We start from the raw sequence: 24,830 nt of genomic DNA on the forward strand, positions 1-24,830 counted from the left end.
AGTGTCGATAAAACAGCAGTTTTTCATCATAAAAAGACAAAAGACCTTTTGGTCTACGATGTTGTTATGTCTGGTGATCTTACTTGTTACAATAAGTGGTACTCTACATCGACTTAACGCATTTATTTATCTTGAGTTTAGCCAACAACTTAACAGGCAAGACACACAAGTGGTGGTGGTCGAGTCAGAAAATTTGTTAACACAGCAAAATCAGATTATCACCCACCTGAGAGAGCAAGAAGCTAAAGCTATCGTCATATTCAGCCATGTTTCGGGCGATCAACAGCGTTCATTTGACAATGTTTACTTTCCTTATGCAGACCCTAGGTATTGCCTCCCCACTCTTGAAGCATGGCTAGGCTATGAAATAGTTTTAAAACAAACACCCTCAGGGTGTAAAAGTGTTTGGCATTCCATTTTAGGGGAGCAAGGCGAGTCGCAGAATAAATTGCTCGACTTTTCGTTGTCTCCAGCCGCATTAACGAAGTTTACCGCCTCGAGACTGCTTGATGGTGATATATTCGACGCGCAAATCAAAGATAAGTTAGTACTTATTTCACAAAAGCAGTTGGACTTCGCACCACAAATACGTGCCCCTAAAATCAATATTTTCAACGATCCTGTATATTTGCACGCTTACATAGCTGACAACTTGATTGAACAAAATTTAGTTACACAAATGCCACTCATTCAATCTAGTTTACTACAACTACTCATTCTGGCTTTGCTACTCATTACATATCAAAGATGTAGTTTTAACATCGCTCTAATGATCGCAAGCATTGTCGTCATCGTTAGTTTGCTCGTTGCGTACCTTAGTGTGCTCTGGCTAAATTACTTTTTACCCATTGGACAGATTATTTTTACCACGCTAGTGACGCTGCTATGGGTATTTTTTGCTAGAAAGTGGGTTGAGGAGATCGAACTCAATGACATTATAACCAATGTTCAGCAAAGAATGATGGGACGCTACCTTCCCCAAGCTTTCAGCGCACAAACAAGCCCCTGGGATGCCATTATAACGCTGGTTAACCAGCAATTGGCGTTAAAGCGCTCGATATTTTTGGCTCGCACTGAAGGCGACCATCGTCTTCACGAAATTCGCGCTATCAATTGCAGTTTGTCTGATATTCACGAAATGCGCCGAGATTATGAGCGCCCACCTTATTCTGACGCTATTAAGGCATTTGGCGCAATACATATCACTCGTCCATTTTTTAATGACCTATCTGAATCTGAAGCACAGTACGTTGTTCCGCTTATGTACGCAGGTGACATTAGAGGGTTTTGGGCGATGACTGTAGAGCCCAATGAATATTTTGACGAAGAACGCTTTGTGCAAAATGTGAATCGCTTCGCTAACCAAATTGGTGAGCTCTTGTTCCATTTCAGAATCTATGAAAATCAGCAAAAAGCCAACACCAGTGCACTTACTAGAGTGTTGACGCTGGCACTGCAAAAGCCGTTAAGTCAGCAAGTAAAATCATCTATCGGTGACATGGAACAGAAGCTCTCCACCTTAGAGCATGTTTTCAATCAAATTCACACGGCTGCGATTATGTTTAATTTATTTGGTCAAGTGGTGCAGACAAACCAAAAAATTGAAGAAATTGCCAAGCACAATGAAATGTCACTATTTGAAATGACCGCGTTAGATTTGCTTGAACGCGTTACACATTTGGATAATGAAAAAGCCAAAGGTAAATTGCGCTACATAACGCTGCAGCAGGGAGAGCTTTATATGCCAGCTCAGCTGGGCCAAGCAACATTCATTTTAAGTATTCGCTCACTGAGAGCATCGCGTACCACCAGCAGTATTGGCGAACCATTTGAGGTAGGTGGCATTTTATTTGAATTTATTGACATTTCTTATTTAGTTCAACAACTAGACGATCCAACAAAATTATTAAGACAACTTCAGATGCAACAAATCGAACAAGAGGAGTCCTCTGAAATTAAGGCGCAAAGTTAATGGATTGGGCCTTACAACTCTTTCCCACAGGCAGCGGCTTAGGCCAGTCAGTAATCACCACTGTGTGGGTGGGCATTGCTGTCGTGTGTATGCTCAATTTGAGGTTTGGTTTTCCTCTAACAGGCTTAGTTGTACCAGGCTATCTAGTCCCTTTGTTTATCGTTACGCCAGTTTCGGCTGTTGTCATTCTAATCGAAGCCATTGTTGTGTATGTCGTTATGCTCTGCTCCGCCAAAATATTGATGGAGCGCTTTGGCTTTAGTGAAATGTTTGGCAGAGATCGCTTTTTTGCCATAATACTCATTAGCATTCTTGTCCGGGTTGTCATGGACACCCTTTTGTGGCCACTTGTAGCGCTGTATCTAGCTCAGTGGGACATTACATTTGATTACTCTAGCCAGCTCTATAGTTTGGGATTAGTAATAATCGCCCTCACTGCTAATGTAATGTGGAACGGTGGATTCAAGTACGGTATGCGGGTCACTTTGATCCAGCTATTCCTCACTTATTTATTGGTTCGTTATGGCCTAATGCCATTTACGAATTTCAGTATTGCCAACTTGGCTATCATGTATGAAGCTGTTGCAGCCTCTATTATCGCAGCGCCTAAAGCGTATATTATTTTGGTGATAACGGCTTTCATCGCTTCACGAGCAAATATTAAATATGGGTGGGAATTCAACGGCATAATGTTGCCCGCTTTGCTTGCCTTGCAAATCATGCAACCAACCAAACTCCTGACTTCATTTGCTGAAACGGCAGTTATACTCATTATTGGTGGGTCGATCCTCACCTTTACAAAGCTGCGCCATGCTAACTTCGAGGGCGCCAGATTATTGCTGTTTTTCTTTAATATTGGCTTTGCCTATAAAATTGCACTCAACTATCTGGTTGTAAATTACTACCCCACTTTAAAGGTGACAGATACATTTGCATTCGGTTACATGCTATCAACGCTGCTAGCATTGAAGATATATCAGAAGAGTGCATTAGGGCTGGTTATTAGAGCCACCTTTCAAACCTCAATTGTCGGGGGGTTAATCGCCATCACGATTGGCTTTTTGATCATGTTTATACCCGCCATATTTAGTTATAAACCCACAGATCTAAATGTTGTAAATAACACCGAAATTGAACTAAGTCAGCAAATTAGTGCATACAAAAGCTTTTTATATACCGAACAAACTGACCATGTGTCCATTAGTCAGTATCAGCAGGCACAAACCCTACAAAACTTTATGAGTGCAATTCGAGTACTAAACCGAGGTAGACAAGATCCTGACAACATTAGATTGGCTCGCAGATTGCTGGCTCAATCCCAATTTACGCTACAGCAAGACGAGAAATACCTATATATCAAAGACGCAATGAGCAATACGTTGCGTGGCTTTTTTGTGCTAGCAAAGGCGCCCAGTCGACACCATGTTATTAGTGTACCGCACCCCTCCAGTGAGCGTGTTGCGAGTGACGCTGCTGGGTTATTATTCCAACTGCTTGATAGCAATGCCTTGGTGCTTGGCACGCAATTTACACCTTCAATTGCTACGCAGCAAGTCTCACAACAAAGTGCTTTTTACCGCGCCTTCTTCTCTGTTTTAGAAGACCCTGAAGTACTTCAAATTCGATCTATTAATCAATACACCCGTATTGATTTAAAGCTCAGCCCTTTCGGATTACAGAATCAATTTTGGATTTATAACCAACTACCTGCTTCACTGTCTCAACGTGAACTCACCAATTTGATGGGCTTTGAGCGAGGACAATTTGGACTACTACATCGTAACAGTTTGCCGACACCAGATTTCACAGGAAAAATGGTCGAAGCATTTATTGATGGTCAAAGCTACTCAAACTTGCTGTCAGAAGTCGTTTTAAATACTAGTACAGCTTCAAGTGCCAAGGTCACTTTTACAGATGCATCATTGAGTGAACTTATTGACGAGTTCTCTATGCATATCAGTGCAAAAGGTAGTAATCACTATCAAGAGCTCACTAATAATGAAGCCGCACTTTGGGAATTCGAAATCTTAGGACCACTGTATGCATTAGTCTATGAGCAGACTGATAGGGACTTTAGCCAAGACGAACTGAATCGTTTAGAGCGTATCAACCACATCGCTAATATGATGGGGTATCAACTACAGATTTTGGACAACGATCTGGAGCAGTACATTGTTATTGCGCCAATTAATTCTGCAGAGCATTACCAGCAAGGACAAGGCTTTTATGTCATTAATATGCACCCTGAGGCGATGTTAAATATTCAGGTTCCTAGGCCGTTATTTGAAAGTAATACATTGAAGTTTTCGGGTAAATTATTTGCTCGTTCAAAAGCCAAAGCGCTCTTAATTGCAGGTGCACACCCTTATGCCAATGAACAGGCAAATGTTATGGCGCCAGCCAATGTTCGCAGCCTTTTCAACGTTGTACACCAAAGTACACTCAGGCACTTTGCACAGACTCCCATTTTAAGTTTACAGGTACGAAGTCACAGTGCGCCATCTTACATTCGTCCCAGCGCGATTGCGTTTCAATTCACACAGCCAAACGCACAGCACTCAACCATGCTAACCCAGCTGCAAAGAACCCTATTGGACTTAGGGGTTTCCTCTCAGGTAGTGACTGGGCAAGCCCAAACGAGAGGACTGGAAATTGGTACCTCACCCCAGTCAGGATATCGACTATTTAGCCCTCGCAGTGAGCTCGCTACGCTTTGGCTTGCGTCTGATTTTAAACAGCATTTTGCTATTTCAGAACAAGCTTTATTACAGCGTTTGATCGCGGTTTCGCATATACCTCAAGTTAAAACACTGCGCACGTCGGTATTAGGTCCAACTGACTGGCAACATATAGATGCAGGAGTATCAATTAGTGAAATCATCTCTTTGACTGAACAATACGCACAAGATCAACATTTACCACTATTGACCGAGTTTTGTAAAGCACTGAACCAATGTCGCTTACAAGCCGTACGACTAGAGCGAAACCAGCAACTGGCGCTGACGATTAAGGTAGATGATAAGCTAATTGCTATATACGCACCCACCAGCAATAAAGTACTCACATTAAATGACTTCAACTATGCATCAGGAGGAGCTCAACATGTATTGGATTAAAAAAGTACTCCACATGTTACTGTTGAGTTCATTGTTGTTAGTGGTGCTCTGGGCTAGCTACAATGGTTACGTATGGCTGTCTTCCGCTGAACGACTCGAAGAGCGCAGCGAAGAGGAGACTCGCTCTGTCGTACACTGGCTACCTACAGATAAATTTGTTTCATTTAATTTTTCAAGCTCTAGGACACTGGCAATTCGCCTGCTTTCAAATGCGATTTTCGATGGTCAACAAGCATTCGATGAACCAGTCAACTATGCAATTGAATATCAACTACTCAATCAACAAGATCAGATTTTAGTTGAACATGTTTACCATCATGCCTCCAAACTTGTGCTTGCAGCTCAAGAGCAACAAGTTAAGCAGATCATAGAAGACCGTAAAGCGCTATCGGTAGCTTCAGGACAGTCTTTCTATGTGGATACTTCAGCTTACCCAAGCGCCAGTAAAATACGTTTAAAACTCCTACCCGAAGAAGATGCGCTTCGTGGTGTGGTTGTTCGACTGCATGCGAAAACCCCAGCAGATAATGATGGTAGTCAGCAAATCTGGTTAAAATTGCCCCTTGAGTGGCGAGATAGAATGCTCAACTATCACACTTTAGGCGGAAATGCGCTTACGCAATGGGAGCTGAGCAACGCCGTGAGTTTTGATTGGCAAAAATTAGCACCTCAAGGGATCCCTAATATCGACTTCGTCAGCGACATTTTATACGAAACGCTGCCTTATAATGTCATCACTTATGATTTTTCAGCGCAGCAGTTAGATTTAGATAGCTTTTATACTTCCAAAGAACTAACTGCAACATTTAGGGTTTCGAACAATCAAGCCTTAACCTTTAGCAGTACAACTCCACTGAGCACACTGCGAATTACTTGGCATGATTTGAACCAGCTCATGGCACCTAAAGAGCTAGTTGCCAAACCACTTGCAAATGATGTGTATCAAATTGATGATGTACACCCTGGGTTAATAACAGTTCAATCCAGCTTGCCAGCTCTGACTCAATGGCGTCAGGCTGAGCAGCCAATCGTGCCACTGCATAGCTACTACTACATAATGAGCCCGTCCACTCCTGCGATATATTCTGTCGCAGGAAACAGCGACATTGTATTTGACTTCAGAGACTTAGATACGCTTGCCTCAGTGGCGAATATCACTATTCTAAATAAGTCTGAGCAACCTATTGAGCGTTATAAGCTCGAGTTAGAGCCACTTACATCTCAATTCGATAGGCTTATAACACCTGAAACCCAGCGACAGACGATAAACGAAAGTCAGAAATTTTTTCTTAGACTCGCAAGTGAAGCTGCAAAGGTTGTAATAGATACTCCAGATAGTGTTGCCGTAAAATTGCAAAGTAGAAGCCCAGCTTTTCATTATCAAAATGTATTATGTGACAAACTTTGTGAAAACCCGCTGCCAGACTTCATAGAAATTGGTGCTTGGTTTGCTCAAAAAGCTGTCAATGAATTTTCCTTTACTGAATTGCAGCAGATCCTCAAAGTTCGATTATTTGAGGCGCCTCCTTTGCCAATCGTAAAAGACACAAGTTATGTATCAGAGTCTTTATTTGACAAGCACCCGATTTCCAACACAGCGCTTGTGCACAGCCCGAGTAGCTATTTTGAGCCGCCAGAGGAACCTTCACCTGCACATTATCGAAAAGTAGGCGAACTAGAAAAACTGACAATTCCGACAACAAATGACCTTAAGTCACCTAAACTCATCGCCATTAGTGAGCAGGTGCCCAAGTATACGGAAGCCGATTTAACAGCCAGCGCCGTCTCAAAAGTGCACTCCTTAAATAAGCGCTCTCCAAGGGTATACACCAATACAGGCAAGACTCGTGATTATATCAAGACTCGGCTTTTTAAGATTAGCCAAGGTGAAACGCTATCTTTGCAATACAACAACAGAGCAAAACCTGTTTCGATTGTCGTTAAACCCTTTTTATATCCTGTTACTACGAAAACCGATCAAGCAATCATGATCAATACCAACCTTTATGGACAATATAGAAAAGGAATAAATAGCGAGTACACCATCGCCGAAAAAAGGTATGCATTACTACCTGCAAATCGAGAAGCCTTTATGCTTCACCCACAATCAACTCAGATCCTCAGCTATCCACCTATTACAATAAAAATAGGAACTGATATTCAATCACTTGAAAAATTTGCCATTACGGCTGAACATGAAATGTGGATAACAATTTTAGAAGAACATAATGCTCAACCTTTAACTCCTGTATGGTGGCAAAATGAAAATATATAGCTTTACCATTGCCATAACTTTGCTGCTTACAAGTTTTTACTCTGTCGCATCAACTCAGCAGCTTGCATGGCAAGACATAGACAAGTGGTTATCGCAACCAGCTAGTATTGGCCCGTGGAAATATCAGAAAACGAGCAAAAACAACACGGTATTACACTCACTTGTCAACACGTCAAATACCTTTGGCGGTGGTGTATTATTGTATAGGGAAACTAATAAGCCATGCTTTATTTCTATACCGCACCAATTCCACGACAAATATACTCTGACAATAGGCCGTGCACTATTTGATGCCCACTGCAATATGTTGGTTCACAACACGCACCACCGCCATAGCGAAAGCCCAGATTCTCACCCCATGGATTACTCTAAACGTGCGTCTGGGATACATGTTGCGGCCGTTCAAGCATTTCATAATAAATACCCCAATGGGTTGATCTTTCAACTGCACGGCTTTAACCAAAAGAAGCGAAAAACGCCTCAAGCCAAAAAAGCAGATTTTATTTTAAGTCAGGGTCGTAGCTACAACGCAAAACTCGCCAAGCTTCAATCATGCCTTATGACTTTGAGTCAAAATACCTACATTTATCAAAAAGATGTTTTTGAATTGGGCGGAACGAAGAATGTGCTCCATAAAGTGGGGCTCGCTCCCCATAGATTTATTCATATTGAAATAAGTAAACCAATGAGAAAAAGATTAAAATCACACCCTGTCAGTATGGAGCAATTTAATTTATGCCTCTCATACTCTGCATAGTCATTTTATTAAGTGCGGTTTTCACGCCAGCAGTTGCTCAAAATGCCTATTTACAAGCAGATGTAAGTTGGTATGACAAACAAACTCGGCAATTGGTGCGTAGTGCTGCAGATATAACGCTTGAAATGAACCAGGATAAGTACCTATTCTTACCTGCAGGACAATGGTTGTCTGTAAAGCCAAATACACTCAAAAGTATTCAGTTTTGGCAAGGTCAGACATTTCATGCGCTATCCCAAATAAACAAAAGCCAGTGGCTGTGCCGCAAACAAAGCTGCCAATTACCTGCTACGACACGAGCGCGTATCATAAAGCTCTATAACCCTGAAGAGACCTTACAAACTCATGTTTGGCGTGGATATCAGCACACACACAGAGATCCATTTCGTCGTGCTATTCGCTTACCCTTACCTGGTAAAACAATCCAACTGGCACAAGAGCGCGAGGTACTCTACCCCTTAAATAACGCTCAAAGTGTTAAGATATACTTTAAACATGCAAAGAAGATAAAGCTTACTGTTCACAGAGATCTCTATGATCTAAGTGAAGGTGGCAAAGTAATCGCGTTGGTAAATGACCAACCAGTCAGTTTTGTTAACGTTTCAAGTGCACAGGCACAGGAATACACCCAACACAAAATTGGTGTCGAGAATATCGACTATTTAGCGGTCCCATCTAATAGCTATTTAACTTTGAAAAGCCATACAAAGACATGGGTAAAACTAGAGCAAATGCATCGTGGAATTTACGATGTGGACGCAGGAATAAAACATCAAGAACAATTGTTAAATCCTTATTGGGTTAACAATATTGACGAGTACTTAGCACCTATTTATCTTGATCATGATATATCTAGCTTGGCAGAGTTCCGCCCAGAACAAGCAACTCCTCTAGATCTTAGACGATATCAAGACCTAATAAGTACAGTTTCTACTGGCAGCTACTTAACCCCGATTAGCCCAAATGATCAATCTATGGCTATACACAGGCGACTAGTTCCCATTTACCAGACTTTACGCCCTGCTAAACAGCAGTTATTTCAAAGCGAGATAAAAAATGCGCTGCAGTATGCACAACTTAAAAAATCACTACAATTCAATCTAGCAGAAGAGCAACGGGTGACACCACAGGCCTTGCTCTATATTAGAAGCAACCGCGATACCGAACTGGTTTTAGATGTTGATGGGGAACGGACAAAGCTGCATATTGAAGCGAGACAAGGGTTTGTCCCATTGCTTGTTGACGTTGATATGGATGCAAAGCGGTTAACACTGTTTTCAGCCAGCAAGGCAAAAATCGATGCTGCGGTCCAAATCAGAACCCTGTTGCCACTGCCGAACAATGAACTCCTTTACGCACAGCCCAAAAGTTTGAGCGAAAAAAGCCAAGTAACAACCTCTTTGCTTGCACAAATTCAGCAAACTAAAGCCAACAGCTATCTAAACAGCTTATCTTTATTTAAAATTCAACCAGAAAGGCAACTTAGTGCGCCTATTCGAACCTCGAAAAGCAATAATGCCCCCATCGCTCATTGGCTATATCAATTGGGTGAAGTAGAGTATTTGGCTAAGCAATCCCCTACACAAGCTCTGCCAAAACTGCGAGCTATGGTCAAAAGCCCCTACTCAGACATTCGCTTAAGAGCATGGCAATTAAGACTTGAGATATTAAACCAGCTTGACCAACAAAATGCGGTGTTACGTTATTTATCAGCGTTGTTACAGCAGCCAGATGAAAAGCTCAGCGACTTTGCTGCACATGCACTGCTAAAGCGCTACCAGCAAAGTAATCAAGTATTCAATATTCAAGGTCTTTGTGCTTTAAAAGATAAACTAAAGGGGTGCCCACAGCTCGTTAGAAGCACACTCTTTGCACAGGGGAAATTTCTTGAAACTTTATGGCTTGATCACGATTCAAAATTATTCTCTTCGCAAAGCCAAAAGTTATATCAAGGTTTGGGCTTCACCAGCTTTGGACAGTTCGCAGAACGCGTTCAATCGAATTATGACATTCACTACCGCAAGCAAGTGCAACTGGTTGGAGATACCGCGACTTACAAAGCATTTAAAATTGATGACACACCGCTCAATATTATCGCACATTCCCCCATCAATATAAAAATCAACGCACGAGTTGAGGGGCAAATAAACAATGAAAATGCGATTAAGTGGCTACATGTAGATACACAGGCAAACAACTACTTTATGCCACTGTTTAGCGATGTACTTTCTACTACTTCAGTCGTCACACAAAGTGATACATCTCCCCTTTCTATCGCATCGAGTAGTATGATTTCTTTGAGCGCCGGTGAAACTCTTACACTCAGCAGCAAAACCGTGGCGTATCTTCAAATACAAGTTTTTGAAGATACTCACTTTGATCCCTACTCAACTCAACAGTTAAGTCTTTTTGAATTGGGCACTTCTTTTGTACAACTGTTGCACAATCAATCTGGTACTAATCTAGACTCTCTAACTCGCCTACTTAACAATGCACTTTACCGACTTGAAAACAACACCTTAAAAGACTACGAATTCACTGCATTGTTCTCCAAACTCAGCACACTGCAAATTCCGCCTCAGCTCGATAAACTGCATGCACGAGTGCAGAGTTATGGCCACTGGGTACCCGTTGAACAATACCTCAATTATGCAGGCACACAGTTAATCGATCTATCTGCACTAGAAGCACGCAGTATCGCCGAGCAAATCAGTCGTCATACGTCCCAATTTGATAAGGCTAAGGGACTAACAATTCGTCCTTATCATACTCTTTCTCTCGACTTTAGTGCATTACAGCAGCTCCAAACACGTTTGGTGTTCCATTTCTCTGATGCAGAGTTGATCACCAATGCTGCTGCGTTAGTCACGGTCGATACCAAAGATGGGCAAACGGTTTGGCCAATTACCGATAGTGTCAGCACCTTTGGGCTGCAACAGGCTGAGCTGGGCAGTGGGATAGTAAAAATTCGCTGGCTAAACCCTTATTTATCTCAAGTTTTGCAGGTGGAAGTACAAGTATTGAGCCGCGATGGTTGGAAAAATATCGAATTGGACCAGAGGCAGCTGTTTTATTACGCGAGCAATACGCAGCCCGTATCGGCAGCATTAACAAAAGACGCGCTCGTAAAAATTGAGTATATCAAAAACAACTTACGACAAGAGTCCATTGATTTCTACCCTGCGGGCACGATTACCGTACCAAGTAGCTATTCCACATTAGCTCGACTATTTTCTTGGCAGTTAAATTTAAATCGTCAAAAGATAGCTGTTGCGCCTCCGGTTATGCCAATTCCTTTGAAAAGACCAAAGCTTCACTTTGAAAGGTTAGCAAAGCACTTTAATACCCCATTAATCAACGCCAATGGCAATAAAACTCATGTAGAAGGCTTTATCCGATATGATCGTGACGGCATTTTTCAAACAAATGACCCGATAGAAACCGCTCATAGACTTGATGTAGGCATGAGACTGCGTAATCGCTACAAACAAAATTGGTACTTACTTGAGGGTGCATACAGAGTTAACAATTTAAGGTACGAATCCATCGCGCTTAATGGTGTTTATAATTGGTTAGACGATGACACCCCATGGTATACCGAAATTGGCTTGTATAATCGATGGCAAGAAACGCGTCTGAATAATGAAACGCATCTGTCTAGCCACATTGATGCCACTGTTGGACAAATATGGCGAGATGACACGTCTGTTAGGCACCAATGGTGGTGGCAGCCTTATTACTATTACACCAGTATAGATAAGCAAGAGTATCTTGATGATGCGCTGATCAGCCAAGACATGTATAACTTTTATCGTGCCCAACATATGCATGGCTGGCAAGCTGGCTATCGTATTCGTTATCAACCATGGGTAGACAGCCAATTTAATGCTCAAGTTTCTGGTGTATCGAACGAAGACTGGACCAGTTTAGATACGGTTACGTTTAGCGGCAGCTGGCAGCAATACTATCAAGGCCATATTTTTAATGTTGGATTAAGCAGCAGTTATGTGTTTGCAGACGATCACCGCCCTAATGCAACTTGGCAATATTTGACTTCTATTGGCTGGCAAACTTTGTTTGATTTCAGTGAGCATACAGCAGGCTGGATAAGCCTAAACTGGACACAAGACTGGTTTAGAAACAACCATAACGTGCGCCTAGAGGTGACACTTGGTAACTTACAAAATACTGGGTTTGCCCCATTCGCACATGATGAAATTATATTTGAATCTCTACAGTTAACGCATTTCTTGGAGCAAGACATTAATGGCAGATAAGACCCTTAGGGATCAACTCCAAGAGCTACTCTTTGCAGATACCGAAAAATTCTGGCTAAACCTATATCAGCATAAGTATCAGCAGCTCGTTGACGAACTGAGTGAATGGGAATTAGTTAAAAACAAGCCAGATCATGAGCAAACATCTTACTGGCAATTGCTTCAGACTATCGCCTTTTTACGTCATAAAATTGAACACTATTATGGTCAGTTGCAAGCAATTGATGCTGACTATAAAAACTTTATTGAAAGATTGAATAAAGCTGAGTTGAAGGCTGAGAAAGAGCTCCATATTCTTAAATATGCAGAGCAACTCGGTGCGACTAGATTGCAACTACAACAGGACAAAATTGCGTTTTCACGATGGTTTGATGAAGGTGCAGTCATATCCCGCTACCAAAGCAAAGTGGCTGAATTGGAGCAAAACTTAAAGTTTTTGATTTCTAAACTTGGCGCGCTAACCAATCGCTATTTAAGGTTAAGTAAAGATGACCTCACTAGCGCCTGGCAAAAGCTCGATTTACAGCCATTCTTTCTACATTTATTGGCAAATAGTAATAGCATTCATATACGCCATGGCATGATCCGCGCATTAGTCAACCAGGTATCTTTGATCCATGAGTTCAGTGCAGATCCAGAGCTAGATGCCGATTTAGTGGCTCAGCTAATAGAGTTAATTGAAGCTGACAATACTCCCTACCTTGCTATAACGGATATATTGGAAATTCTCATCCACCAACGGCCTACTTTTATTCGCAGCTTTATGTGGGCAAAAGTCGCTGAATCAGTGAATGATTACGCCGATAAACCCAAAAATAACGACCAGTTATTCATTCTAGTTGCGTTGCCTCGCGTACTTGTACAGCAAAGACTACTGACTGACTCAGACATAAAATTACTGTTGCAATTAAGCGCCCACCCCTACCCCAGAGTGCGCCAAGCGGCGATTGAATATACGCCCTATTACGAAGATGAATTTGCCATACAACTGCTTGAAAATAGGTTTAAAGCAGAGACCGCCGACGCCATCCGGTTTACGCTCGTAAAACAGCTTACCGCAGCAAGATTTAGCACAGAACGATTCGCGGTTAAACACTGGCAATCATGTATCACCGGAGATGAAAGCTTTGAAATAAAACGCATTGCTTTAGAGCAAAGTGCGCGCTTGATGCTCAACATGCAACTAGAAACTGACAAACCTGACTCTGTTTTTGAGGAGTTTATTCAAATCTTAAATACCCAGTTAGAGGTTGAGCCAAACCTGGCTGTTAAACGCTTCATTACTCGAACCAGAGAGCAACTCAATAGTTTTTACTTGCAATCCTTAGTGGTAGATATTGAAGATCAGATGAGTTTGGGGAAAACAGTCGAATTAGAATCAAAGCACAATATTGATGACATTGGCAGAGCACTTAGTTTTATTGCACAATCTGAAGAGGGTTTTAACGGCTTCCATAAAAATGGAAAATGGCAGATTCAACTTGGTACTCCCACAGGCCGTCGTTTTTGGCGCATTTGGCATGAGTTTTTTACACCAAGTACAGACAAACGCCAAAGTTACAGCCATACCCAAGCCAAAAAGCCTTCTGCACAACTTTATGTGCCTAGTTGTACCACAGCAGAGATCAGTGAAACCAATGTTCCCGGTGAAGCACTTTATAACCTTAAAGAACATTCCTCGCGTCCTTATTTGCCACTGCCTGACTACTTGCTGTCGATATTAAGTCAGGACAATTTGTCACCTCAAGCAAAAAGCTATACGCCAGATGGTATTTTAACCATTGTTCGCCCACGAACATTACTAAAAAGATTGCGCGCATACTGGCATATATCGCTGCGCTTTTCAGCACTTGATCAAATGCGCAAGGGCGGAGAAATAGAACAACAAAACTACCTTGAAGCGATTAGAGCACTTGACTTCCAGATAGCGTTTGACCCCTATGGAACGACTCTGAAAGCTGACTTTCCCATAGAACAAAATATCCAGAAGCTGTTTGGTAGAGCCTCTATCACGACAGCGCTAGTAAACATCGGATTAGGCTTCAAAGAATATCTATACTCTATTTATCAAAATAGTATTGGCCAGCTGGTCTTTTTTGTCTGCGCCTTTATGGCTTACTTTTGGTCAAGACACATCAAAGTAAGCCAACAAATTCGAAGCAACCGAAAACATATTCCAATCTCAATTGGCGGCTGGGGTACGCGAGGTAAGTCGGGCACAGAACGCCTCAAAGCTGCACTTTTTAGCAGTATCGCATTAAAAGTCATCACCAAAACAACGGGATGTGAAGCGATGATGATTTACGCTACTAGCGATGGTGAGCAACACGAGCTGCCACTATTCAGGCCATTTGACAAAGCCAGTATTTGGGAACAAAGCGATGTATTGGCTTTTGCTAAATCAGTTAAAGCAGACGTATTTTTGTGGGAATGTATGGGCCTGACTCCACGATATGTAAGAATACTCAGGCGCTGGATGAACGATAACTTTGCCACAATTACCAATGCTTACCCAGATCACGAAGACATACTTGGCCCTACTGGCCTTGATGTTGCCCGTGAAATGTCTTCTTTTATAGGAAGCAACACTCAGGTCTTTACAGCTGAGCAAACCATGTACCCTGTGCTTAATAAATCAGCTGAGCAAAAAAACTCTACGCTCATTCAAGTACATTGGGGCGATGGTTTCCAGATCACTGACGATATTCGTGCACTCTACCCTTATGAGGAGCATCCTGACAATATTGCGTTGGTCAGTAAAATGGCACAATACATAGGTATACAAAAAGACTATGTTTACAAAGAAACTGCCGAACGAATCGTACCTGATATTGGTGTTTTACAGCATTTTGAGCAAGCACCTATCGGTGAACTCACCCAATCTTTCGTTAACAGTATGTCGGCCAATGAGCGTCTCGCGACGATAGAAAACTGGCGTCGTCTTAACTTGTTTGGTCTTAGCCAACAACCTAAAGTACAAACGATTGCTTTGATCAATAACCGAAATGACCGTATCGCACGTACCAAAGTGTTCGCACAAATTTTGGTAGAGGATTTAACGTTTGATCATATTGTTGTGATTGGTACTAACGTAGATGGATTTTTGGCGTATTTTAATCAAGCATTACAAGCTCGCGTTACTCGAATAGTCGCAAATAATGATAGGGAAGATCTGGTAAAGCTACTGGAGCAATTTAAATGCTTGATTTCAGACCAAATGCTGTGTGACAAATTCGCTGCTTTGCTACCTGAAACACAATTAGACAGCAAGGACTTTCATGAGCTAGACCGAATCAACTCAATACTAGATCAGCAAGTGAGTTGCCCACGTCAACAAGCCTTGTTTAAGCAAATAGCCGCTGATTGGCATATGGCGCACCACTTAGTGGAAATAGAAGACCTAAAAGCTAATATAAAAACATTGTCGGAGCGGCTTAGCGCTCTTTTAAAGAGTCGTACACACTTAGTTGAAAACCCATATATCAGTGCCGACGAACTTACTCAAAAGCTAGCGAACCTTGGAATTGATGGCCAACACCAATTGATTGTTGGTATGCAAAATATCAAAGGAGCGGGACTAAACTACGTATACGCTTGGCAGAAGTGGCACCAGCTACATCAAACCTGCGATCAATTATTAAGTACACATATCAGCCAAGCGCAATTTAGAGCTGGGCTTCTCAAGCTCTCACAAATTTCACGCATTGGGGTTATAGAACACGATTATTTTCACGCCTTTTTGGCAAAGCTCAGTAAGCTTCCCTTAGCTCAAAACGAATTCAGCCAAGCAGAAATATCACACCTGAAGGAGCGCTTACAGAGCGATGACGATAGTCAGCAAGCTGATACTCAGGATATAAAACAAAACCGAGTGATGCGATTTGTATTACAAGTTGTGGAATCTTTTTTAGATGCTGGCGCTGCTGTTAAGCGTAAAAAAACCGCGCAACAAGTGTATAAAGACATTGCCATGCAGCGTATCACCATGGAAAAAGCAATCGTAGTGTTGGCTGCACTGAATCGAAGTCAAAAACCCGGATGGTTGGCCCTTCAACAGAAACGGAAAAGGCTGAGTTTATTTAAAAAGTAATACTTTTTAACTAATTTTAACTGCACTTTAAATTGACGAATAATAAATTCCAGTCATTTTTTGTATTTTAATTGACCTGAGACCTTTTAACTAGGAAAATAAGATTAGAAGCAATCATTATATATTAACATTTTACTAACAACGGATGTTGAGTAATAGTTGGGAGTAGCGTATGAAGTTATCAAAGTCATCTGTTTTATTTATCACCGCATTAGCAACAAGCCAATCAGCCTTGGCTGAAGACAATCTAGTTAGCAATGGATCTTTCGAGCAATCGGGTAATATTACAGGGACTTGGAAACTTTTTAATGACCTACCAGGCTGGCAAAGAAATGGCGCTCGATTTGAAATCCAAACTGATCGCCTAGGTCTGATTCAACCTCAGGACGGCAGCCAATATTTAGAACTGGACTCAACTAGCAACTATAGTGCATACCAAACAATCTCTACAGATGCAGGTAAGCGCTATACCATTAGCTTTTACTATTCACCACGCGTGGCAAACAATGGCCATACAAACCAAGCAACCGTTAGTTGGGATGGTCAAGTTGTCGCTAACTTAAACGGTACTTCTCGTGGTTGGCAACATGTTACCGTTACCGTAACTGCTAACTCGTCACAAAGCACGCTGACTTTTAGCGGTAGCGGCACATCTGACTCTTATGGCGCATTAATAGACAATGTTTCTGTAACCGCAGATTGTGTAACCGGCCTATTTGGTATCAATAACTTTGGCGATGCTGGAAATGGTTACATTTTCAACTTTGACGTAGAAAATGGCACTTACAGCAAAGTAGCTGGTGTCTCTCACACAGCATCTAACATCGCATCGAAAGACGGTGTACTGTATTTCATGGAGCAAAATGACAAAGCGACTAAAGCATCTACACTGTGGTCTTTAGATTTAGACGGTAATGTAGAAACAGCTGTCACAAATGCAACGTCTTGGCCTATTTACCGCTCTGCAATTAGCGACGATGGTATGTCTCTACGTGCTACAAGCAAAACGTACATGTATGACTATGATCTAAGCACTGGTGCTAAAACTGTACTAGGCAAATTAAAGTACGAAGGCGACGACTTTAGCCATGGTGATATCGCATACTCTGCTGACAATAATGTGCTATACGTGCTAACAGGCAAAGCACTTTACACCCTAGACACTGCTGATATGACGCTAACCGAAATTGGCAAGCACGGTGTAAACTGGGCATCTGGTCTGGCGATTTCACAAGACGGTACGATCTATGTTTCAGGTCGCCAAAGTGGCCAAAATGCTAAGATCTACACTTTAAATCCAAATACAGCAGTTGCGACGTTCGTAATGGACGGTCCTGAGCACATTAATGATTTAACCTTTGTTGACAACTACTGTCGATAAAACACAACTTGTTGATACAAAAAGCCAGCGCTGAGCTGGTTTTTTTATATCTAAATGCGTCTAATCCTAGCTGGTAAGGCTTCCCCAAAGTCTACCTGCTGGGTATACTGACTCGCTTTTCATGCATAGTTAGTCAGAAATAATTATCTATGGAAGCAATTTGGGAACTGGCCACCCGTTCAAAGTGTGCGCTAATTTAGCTTCATAAAGCTGTATTAACTCACCAATAATATTAAGGCCATAGAACACACATGAGTTAAATCTGGAAATAATAAATATGAATTCAACTACAGCACAGTCAGCAACCATAATGGGGCATCCCAAAGGGTTGTGGATGTTGTTCTCAGCAGAGTTTTGGGAACGATTTTGCTACTATGGCATGCGAGCAGTTCTTGCCCCATACGTAGCTATTGCATTTTTTGATCATCTCACAGCAGAAGAAGCTGCAAAGCAAGCTAGCTTAACCTATGGTGGCTACACCTCTATGGTGTATATGACCGCAATAATGGGTGGCTACGTCGCGGATAGACTTATAGGCTATCAACGCTCCATTATCCTCGGGGGTATAATGATGGCGGTTGGTATGTTTATGCTAATGGCACCTGATTTGAAAACCTTCCTATTTGGTCTTGCGTTTATCGTGATGGGTAACGGTTTATTTAAGCCAAATATTTCCACCATTGTGGGTAAACTTTATGAGCCTGGTGACCCTCGTCGTGACTCCGGCTTTACTATCTTTTATATGGGGATAAACTTGGGAGGCGCTTTAGCTCCCATTATTTGCGCAACAATTATTGGTGCAATTTGGGGATACCAATGGGGCTTCCTAGCCGCCGGAATCGGTATGATTTTTGGTGTTATGGTATTTCAATTACAAAAATCCTGGCTCGAAGGTGTGGGCAAAGCAGAAAATGAGCAAGCTAGTTGGTCTCGATTAGCGATGGTTGCTGCAGGCGCAGTATTACTAGTTATACCTGCATTTTACCTACTAAGTAATAGTGAAGCGTTAGGCCGTTTACTTGGCGTAATGATGTTCGGTTTAATTGCATATTTCTTATACAGCGGCTTTCAATCTGGTGATAAAAAACAACTGCACAGATATATCGCAATGTTATTACTGTTTGTCGCAAATACTGTTTTTTGGGCGCTGTTTGAACAGGCAGGCTCGTCTCTAAATTTCTTCGCTAAAGATCACGTTAATTTAGATATAGGTATAGCGACGATACACTTTACCCTTTTCCAATCAGCCAACTCCGTGTTCATCATTTTATTTGCTCCAGTATTAGCAGCTCTTTGGTTAAAACTAGACAAGCAAGAAGCTAACCCTTCTATCCCTAGAAAGTTTGCACTTGGCCTGTTAGGTGCTGCTCTCGGCTTTTATATTCTTGTGTTTGCAATTCAGTTTATGCAAGATGCGAACGGTAAAATTCCTGCTTATATGCTAGCACTATGCTATTTAATCCACACCCTTGGTGAACTTTGCTTATCACCAATTGGCCTTTCAATGGTTACAAAGCTGGCAAAACCAAAAGAAGTTGGTTTAGCTATGGGTGGATGGTTCCTGTCTATTGCAATGGCGCAGTATCTAGCTGGTGTAATCGCATCCGTTGCAACAAGTGGAGGTAGTGAATCTGGCCATGCGGTAGGCTCTATTGCACAATACTCCGATGTATTTATGCAATTGGTGTGGTTAGGTTTAGGCGGGGCTTTAATCTATTTCCTGGCGGCTCCAGCCATTACACGCTTAATGCATGGCGTAAAATAAGCGGCGAACGACAATAAACCGTAATTAAAATTTACTTGAAAACCGCGTTCTTTAACGCGGTTTTTTTGTCTTTACGTAATATTTTGTACAATTTTATTTACAGTACACTGTGATTCAGGTGATGTCTGTACAAGGTGCTCCATAAATGGGGGATTATAAAGCCAACTATGCAACAAATTAAAAGTCATTTATTATTAGAAACTTACAATAAAAACATGGCTATCAGTTAATTTATTTTTGTACTATTTTTCAGTTTAATTACACATTTTCAATCTAAAAAAATTGTCTGTTTTCGTTTTGTGTCTAAACGCCTGTAAATGTGCAGTCAAATTTACAAAATGCCACTTAACCAATTGGGCGCCAAACCTTCCACTTTAGACAAATTTGATTAATCATCCACTGCATAAATTACAACAAGCAATCCAGTGCTTAATGCAGGAGAATGACAATGAGTGAAGTAAAGAATCCTCTTGGCCTTGTAGGTATCGAATTTACTGAATACGCAACCCCAGACGCAGATTACATGGACAAAATCTTTGCTGATTTTGGTTTTTCTAAACTTAAAAAGTTTAAAGGTAAAGACATCGTTCATTATAACCAGAACGACATCCACTTCTTACTAAACAACGAACGTGATGGTTTCTCTGCTGAGTTTGCTAAATCTCACGGTCCAGCTATTTGTTCTATGGGCTGGCGTGTAGAAGATGCAGCAAAAGCATTTGAAGTAGCCGTAGAGCGTGGCGCAAAACCAGCTACTGATTCTGCGAACAAAGACTTACCATATCCTGCTATTTACGGTATTGGTGACAGCCTAATTTACTTTATCGATGTATTCGGTGATAAAGGCTCTATCTTCGAAAATGATTTTGAAGACTTAGCTGAGCAAAACATTGTTGAAGACAAAGGCTTCCTTCGCATTGACCACCTAACAAACAATGTTTACAAAGGTACAATGGAAACATGGGCTAACTTCTACAAAGGCGTATTTGGTTTTGAAGAAGTTCGTTACTTTGATATCAAAGGTCAAAAGACTGCACTACTTTCGTACGCACTTAAGTCACCTTGTGGTACTTTCTCAATTCCAATCAACGAAGGTAAAGACGACAACAACAACCAGATCGATGAGTACCTAGATGAGTACAATGGTCCGGGCGTACAGCACCTAGCATTTTTAACTAACGACCTTGTTGGTTCTCTAGATAAGCTAGACAAAACGAACATTGCGACACTAGATATCGTAGATCACTACTACGACACTATTTTTGACCGTGTTCCTTGGGTTGCTGAAGATAAGCAAAAGATCAAAGAGCATCAGATCCTAGTAGATAGCCAAAGCGAAAACTGTTACCTACTACAGATCTTCACTAAGAACCTATTCGGTCCAATCTTTATTGAAATGATCCAACGTGTTGACGATGGTGGCTTCGGTGAAGGTAACTTCCAAGCTCTATTCGAGTCAATTGAACGTGACCAAGAGCGTCGTGGTGTGATTTAATCACTTACCAGTAAAGACGAAATAAAAAGCAGCTTTCCTAAGCTGCTTTTGCTATTTAAACTTGGCAATATTCTGGCGAAAGCACAAATAAAAATGCATAGTCATATGCAGTTTGTATAAAAAAGGAAAGACCATGTCTTTTATCAATGAAACACACGATATAAATTTAAAAAGCTGGGTAGCAAGTGCAAACCAAGCTGGTACTGATTTCCCTATTCAAAACTTACCTTTCGCGTCTTTCCGCCGTAAAGGTAGCAACGAAGAGTTCCGTGGTGGTGTTGCAATTGGTGATCAAGTGCTAGACCTTGGCGCTGTTGCTGCAGCAAACATTTTTGACGGCGTTGCTCAAGAAGCTGCTGAAGCTGCAAATGCACAAGCACTTAATGAATTTATGGGCCTTGGTAAAGCACATTGGTCAGGTCTGCGCCTAGCTCTATCTCGTGCACTGCGCGAAGGTTCTGAGCACCAAGGTACGCTTGAAGGTGCACTAGTTGCGCAAGGCGATGTTGAATATGCATTACCATGTCACATCGGCGACTACACTGATTTCTATACATCAATCTATCACGCGACAGCAGTTGGTAGTTTGTTCCGTCCAGATAACCCACTTCTTCCTAACTACAAGTGGGTGCCAATCGGTTACCACGGTCGCGCTTCATCCATTGATGTCTCTGGTCAAACGTTCCCTCGTCCAAAAGGCCAAACTAAAGCACCAGACGCGGAAGCACCGTCATTTGGTCCTTGTAAGCGCCTTGACTATGAATTAGAGCTAGGTATCTATTTAGGTAAAGGTAATGAGTTGGGTGATGCAATTAGCATCGAAGATGCGGAAGATCACGTATTTGGTTTCTGTCTATTCAATGACTGGTCAGCGCGAGACCTACAAGCTTGGGAATACCAGCCTCTAGGCCCATTCCTTGCGAAGAACTTTGCATCAACAGTTTCACCTTGGATTGTTACAACAGAAGCGTTAGCACCATACCGTACTGCGTGGCACCGTGACGAAAACGACCCACAGCCTATGAGCTACCTTGAGTCTGCACAAAACCGTGAATCGGGTTCATTTGACATTCAAATGGATGTGCTTATCGAAACAGACAAGATGCGCAGCGAAAATGTAGCACCTAGCAAGGTGTCTGAGTCAAGCTTCAAGCACAGCTACTGGACAGTGGCGCAGATGGTCACGCACCACACGGTAAATGGTTGTAACTTCCTTCCAGGAGACATGTTAGGCTCTGGTACACAATCTGGTCCTGAACATGAAGAAGCAGGTTCATTGCTTGAGCTTTCTCGCGGCGGAAAAGAGTCTATCACTTTGAGTAATGGCGAAGAGCGCAAGTTCCTAGAAGATGGTGACAAAGTTATTATGCGCGGTTGGTGTGAAGCTGACGGCTTCAACCGTATTGGTTTTGGCTCTGTAGAAGGCACCGTGCTTCCTGCAAAATAACCAAATAATATAATTCTATTTAAATCAAAGGCGTGCATAAACACGCCTTTTTTTTGTATTTTTATACTGGATTTTTGTATAAAAATTGTTAGAGTTAGGCGTTATCTTAATTTTTGAGTGTTATGTTAAGCGTTATCAAAAACCTAATAGGTCAGCTATTTCAACCTAAACAGCTTATGTTGCGTCAAAACGGCAGAGTGTCATTGTTGACTGTGCCGACTTGGCTACAAATCACTTTGACAATCAGTGTTTTTGCAACTTTGGTTTGGCTCGGTTTTGCAACTGCTCAATATTTCAAACAAAAACATGGCATGTCACAATTAAACCAGTCAGTTGCCTTAAAAGAGCAAGCTTGGCAGACGCAAAAATTAGCCCTCGAAGCTAAACTTGAACAACAAAATACCCGTATTGCACAATTAGATGCTCAGCACTCTGTTTTAAATGAGCTTATGTCTTCGTTACCAAGCACAATAACGGAAAATGATGCTGAACAATCAGGTGTTCAGCCAGAACAGGTGGAGCATGAGCGCCACACTGGGTCTGAACATGCACATGAAGAAAACTTTCATCACCATGCCATCGAGCTCGATGATGCTCAAACTAAATTACTTGACCAGCTGCATGGGCTTATCTCAAAACGCAATCAAATACTAATTGCCAGTATGAATGAAGCTGGAATTCAGGCACAAACGTCAACACTAGCTCAGGGTGGTCCTTATCACCAAGTTCAAAGCCGTTTACTCCCTGACGCTTATTTACAAGCAATTGACAGCTCGGTAAAGCTAAATCAGCTAGAAAACTTGGTTCAAACATTGCCAAAGAGCATGCCTGTAAAAGAAGACAAATATTATATCTCTAGTGCCTTTGGATACAGAAAAGACCCAATCACAGGCAGGCGTGCCTATCACAAAGGTGTAGATTTAGCCGGTTGGCACAAAACTGAGATCATCGCACCAGCGGATGGCACTGTTACAAGAGCCGGAAAGAATGGCGGTTATGGGAAGTTTATTGAAATCCAACATGCCAATGGCGTTACCACACGATATGGACATTTACACACGATAAAAGTTAAAAAAGGGCAGCAAATTAAGCAGTCTGACGTTATCGCTTTAATGGGTAGCACAGGAAGAAGTACCAGTACACACTTGCACTATGAGGTATTACAGGATAAAAAGCATATTAACCCTGTTAAACTTGCAAGAGTACTGGAACGTGTTCAATAAACTTAAAAACAATAAATCCACTGCGCTTTACGTGGCAATGATCTCCCCTAACACTCAAGTCACTGGTGATATCAAATGTGACGGTGAAATCCAAGTCGATGGCATCATTACCGGCAACTTAGAAGTCGAACACTTAGTGATCGGTGAGCACGGCACCATAGAAGGCAACATTACCGCAACGCAAGTAGAAGTGAAAGGCACTGTGAATGGCTGTATTACCGCTCAGAAAGTACGTTTGGAGCCATCCGCCAAAGTCCATGGGGATATCATCCACGATACTCTGAGTATTGAAGCAGGAGCACATATTGAAGGTCAGCTCAAACATAAAACCGACCTGTCAAATGTCACCCCTTTAGAAAAGCAAGAACAGGCTTAACTTTTTTCAGTAATATACATGGTGATGTCGGCGTGAAACACTTTTACGCCGTCACTATTAAATACTTCGACAGGCACAATAAGGTCTTCTTTGTCTTTCCATTCTCGTGGCAATGGAATTTGAGCTTGTGCTTTTAAATCCGAATCGGCTTTCTTCAGATACTGAACTGTCATTCCTTTTGGGATCCATCTGTGTGTGTGGTTTGGCACCGTTGCATCCGTCACAACACCAGCGCATAGCTCAGCGAGATTACACTGTGCAATAGCATGTACTGTCCCGATATGATTGTGAACTGCACGTCGGTTTGGCATTTCAGCGCATATTCGACCACTGCTTAAGTGCGTCACCTTTGGCTTTATGGTGGCAAAATATGGGGCGCGTTTACATATTGCTTTGCTGAATAGCCAGTTGCCAAAAGGGAGCCATTTGAATTTCTTATATGTTTTTAATAGTGAGCTAGCCATACACTATCCTGAAGATTGTTTTAAGACAACCTAACACATCAGACCAGTTAAAACTAGTACGATAGTTTAGGTTTTGCTGTGCGCGTATTTTTATCCTCGCACTCACTGGCTGGAACTCCCATTTGAGCCATGCAGCTTCTCAGGTTTTCTTCTACTTGAATAATTTATTTTCTAATTTCGGCGTTTTGTCCT

Annotated in this window: 13 protein-coding genes; 12 read left to right on the plus strand and 1 reads right to left on the minus strand. The window is 41.9% G+C overall.

What is annotated here, in order from left to right:
* The first annotated feature begins 1 nt into the window (after window position 1).
* The 12 genes from N475_RS04760 to N475_RS04815 all read left to right on the plus strand — a co-directional run bounded on the left by N475_RS04760 (window position 2) and on the right by N475_RS04815 (window position 24,174).
* On the plus strand, window positions 2–1,972 hold the full coding sequence (locus tag N475_RS04760; protein ID WP_227008389.1) for a CHASE2 domain-containing protein: 1,971 nt from the start codon (window positions 2–4) through the stop codon (window positions 1,970–1,972).
* Window positions 1,972–5,088, plus strand: coding sequence for a poly-gamma-glutamate biosynthesis protein PgsC/CapC (locus tag N475_RS04765; RefSeq protein WP_063355418.1), 3,117 nt, complete (start codon window positions 1,972–1,974; stop codon window positions 5,086–5,088). The genes N475_RS04760 and N475_RS04765 overlap by 1 nt, the downstream gene beginning before the upstream one ends.
* Complete coding sequence (locus tag N475_RS04770) at window positions 5,075–7,363, plus strand: hypothetical protein (RefSeq protein ID WP_063355417.1); 2,289 nt, start codon at window positions 5,075–5,077, stop codon at window positions 7,361–7,363. The genes N475_RS04765 and N475_RS04770 overlap by 14 nt, the downstream gene beginning before the upstream one ends.
* Entirely contained in the window at window positions 7,350–8,120 is a 771-nt protein-coding gene (locus tag N475_RS04775; protein ID WP_063355416.1) for a hypothetical protein, read from the plus strand. Before N475_RS04770 ends, N475_RS04775 begins: the two co-directional genes overlap by 14 nt.
* Window positions 8,099–12,397: a HEAT repeat domain-containing protein gene (locus tag N475_RS04780; protein WP_063364760.1), complete on the plus strand. Its 4,299-nt coding sequence runs from the start codon at window positions 8,099–8,101 to the stop codon at window positions 12,395–12,397. The genes N475_RS04775 and N475_RS04780 overlap by 22 nt, the downstream gene beginning before the upstream one ends.
* Window positions 12,387–16,487 carry a hypothetical protein gene (locus N475_RS04785; protein ID WP_063355414.1) on the plus strand — a complete coding sequence of 1,367 codons (4,101 nt, stop codon included), beginning with the start codon at window positions 12,387–12,389 and terminating at the stop codon, window positions 16,485–16,487. The genes N475_RS04780 and N475_RS04785 overlap by 11 nt, the downstream gene beginning before the upstream one ends.
* A gap of 172 nt (window positions 16,488–16,659) precedes the next feature.
* Window positions 16,660–17,868 (plus strand): DUF642 domain-containing protein, encoded by a 1,209-nt coding sequence (locus N475_RS04790; protein ID WP_063355413.1) that lies wholly within the window; start codon window positions 16,660–16,662, stop codon window positions 17,866–17,868.
* A 277-nt stretch (window positions 17,869–18,145) separates the two neighbouring features.
* Complete coding sequence (locus N475_RS04795) at window positions 18,146–19,633, plus strand: peptide MFS transporter (RefSeq protein ID WP_063355412.1); 1,488 nt, start codon at window positions 18,146–18,148, stop codon at window positions 19,631–19,633.
* A 448-nt stretch (window positions 19,634–20,081) separates the two neighbouring features.
* Complete coding sequence (hppD, locus tag N475_RS04800; protein WP_063355411.1) at window positions 20,082–21,128, plus strand: 4-hydroxyphenylpyruvate dioxygenase; 1,047 nt, start codon at window positions 20,082–20,084, stop codon at window positions 21,126–21,128.
* Window positions 21,129–21,261: 133 nt separating this feature from the next.
* Entirely contained in the window at window positions 21,262–22,575 is a 1,314-nt protein-coding gene (fahA, locus tag N475_RS04805) for a fumarylacetoacetase (protein WP_063355410.1), read from the plus strand.
* 122 nt (window positions 22,576–22,697) lie between these two features.
* Window positions 22,698–23,798, plus strand: a complete 1,101-nt coding sequence (locus N475_RS04810; protein ID WP_063355409.1) for a M23 family metallopeptidase — start codon at window positions 22,698–22,700, stop codon at window positions 23,796–23,798.
* A complete protein-coding gene (locus N475_RS04815) occupies window positions 23,788–24,174 on the plus strand; it encodes a bactofilin family protein (RefSeq protein ID WP_063355408.1) in 387 nt (128 codons plus the stop codon). The genes N475_RS04810 and N475_RS04815 overlap by 11 nt, the downstream gene beginning before the upstream one ends.
* Here the strand turns inward: N475_RS04815 and N475_RS04820 are convergent.
* Window positions 24,171–24,638 (minus strand): hotdog fold domain-containing protein, encoded by a 468-nt coding sequence (locus tag N475_RS04820; RefSeq protein ID WP_063355407.1) that lies wholly within the window; start codon window positions 24,636–24,638, stop codon window positions 24,171–24,173. The two genes, N475_RS04815 and N475_RS04820, sit on opposite strands and share 4 nt — an antisense overlap.
* Window positions 24,639–24,830 lie beyond the last annotated feature (192 nt).

Origin of the sequence: Pseudoalteromonas luteoviolacea DSM 6061, assembly GCF_001625655.1 — a bacterium.
Classification (GTDB): domain Bacteria; phylum Pseudomonadota; class Gammaproteobacteria; order Enterobacterales; family Alteromonadaceae; genus Pseudoalteromonas; species Pseudoalteromonas luteoviolacea.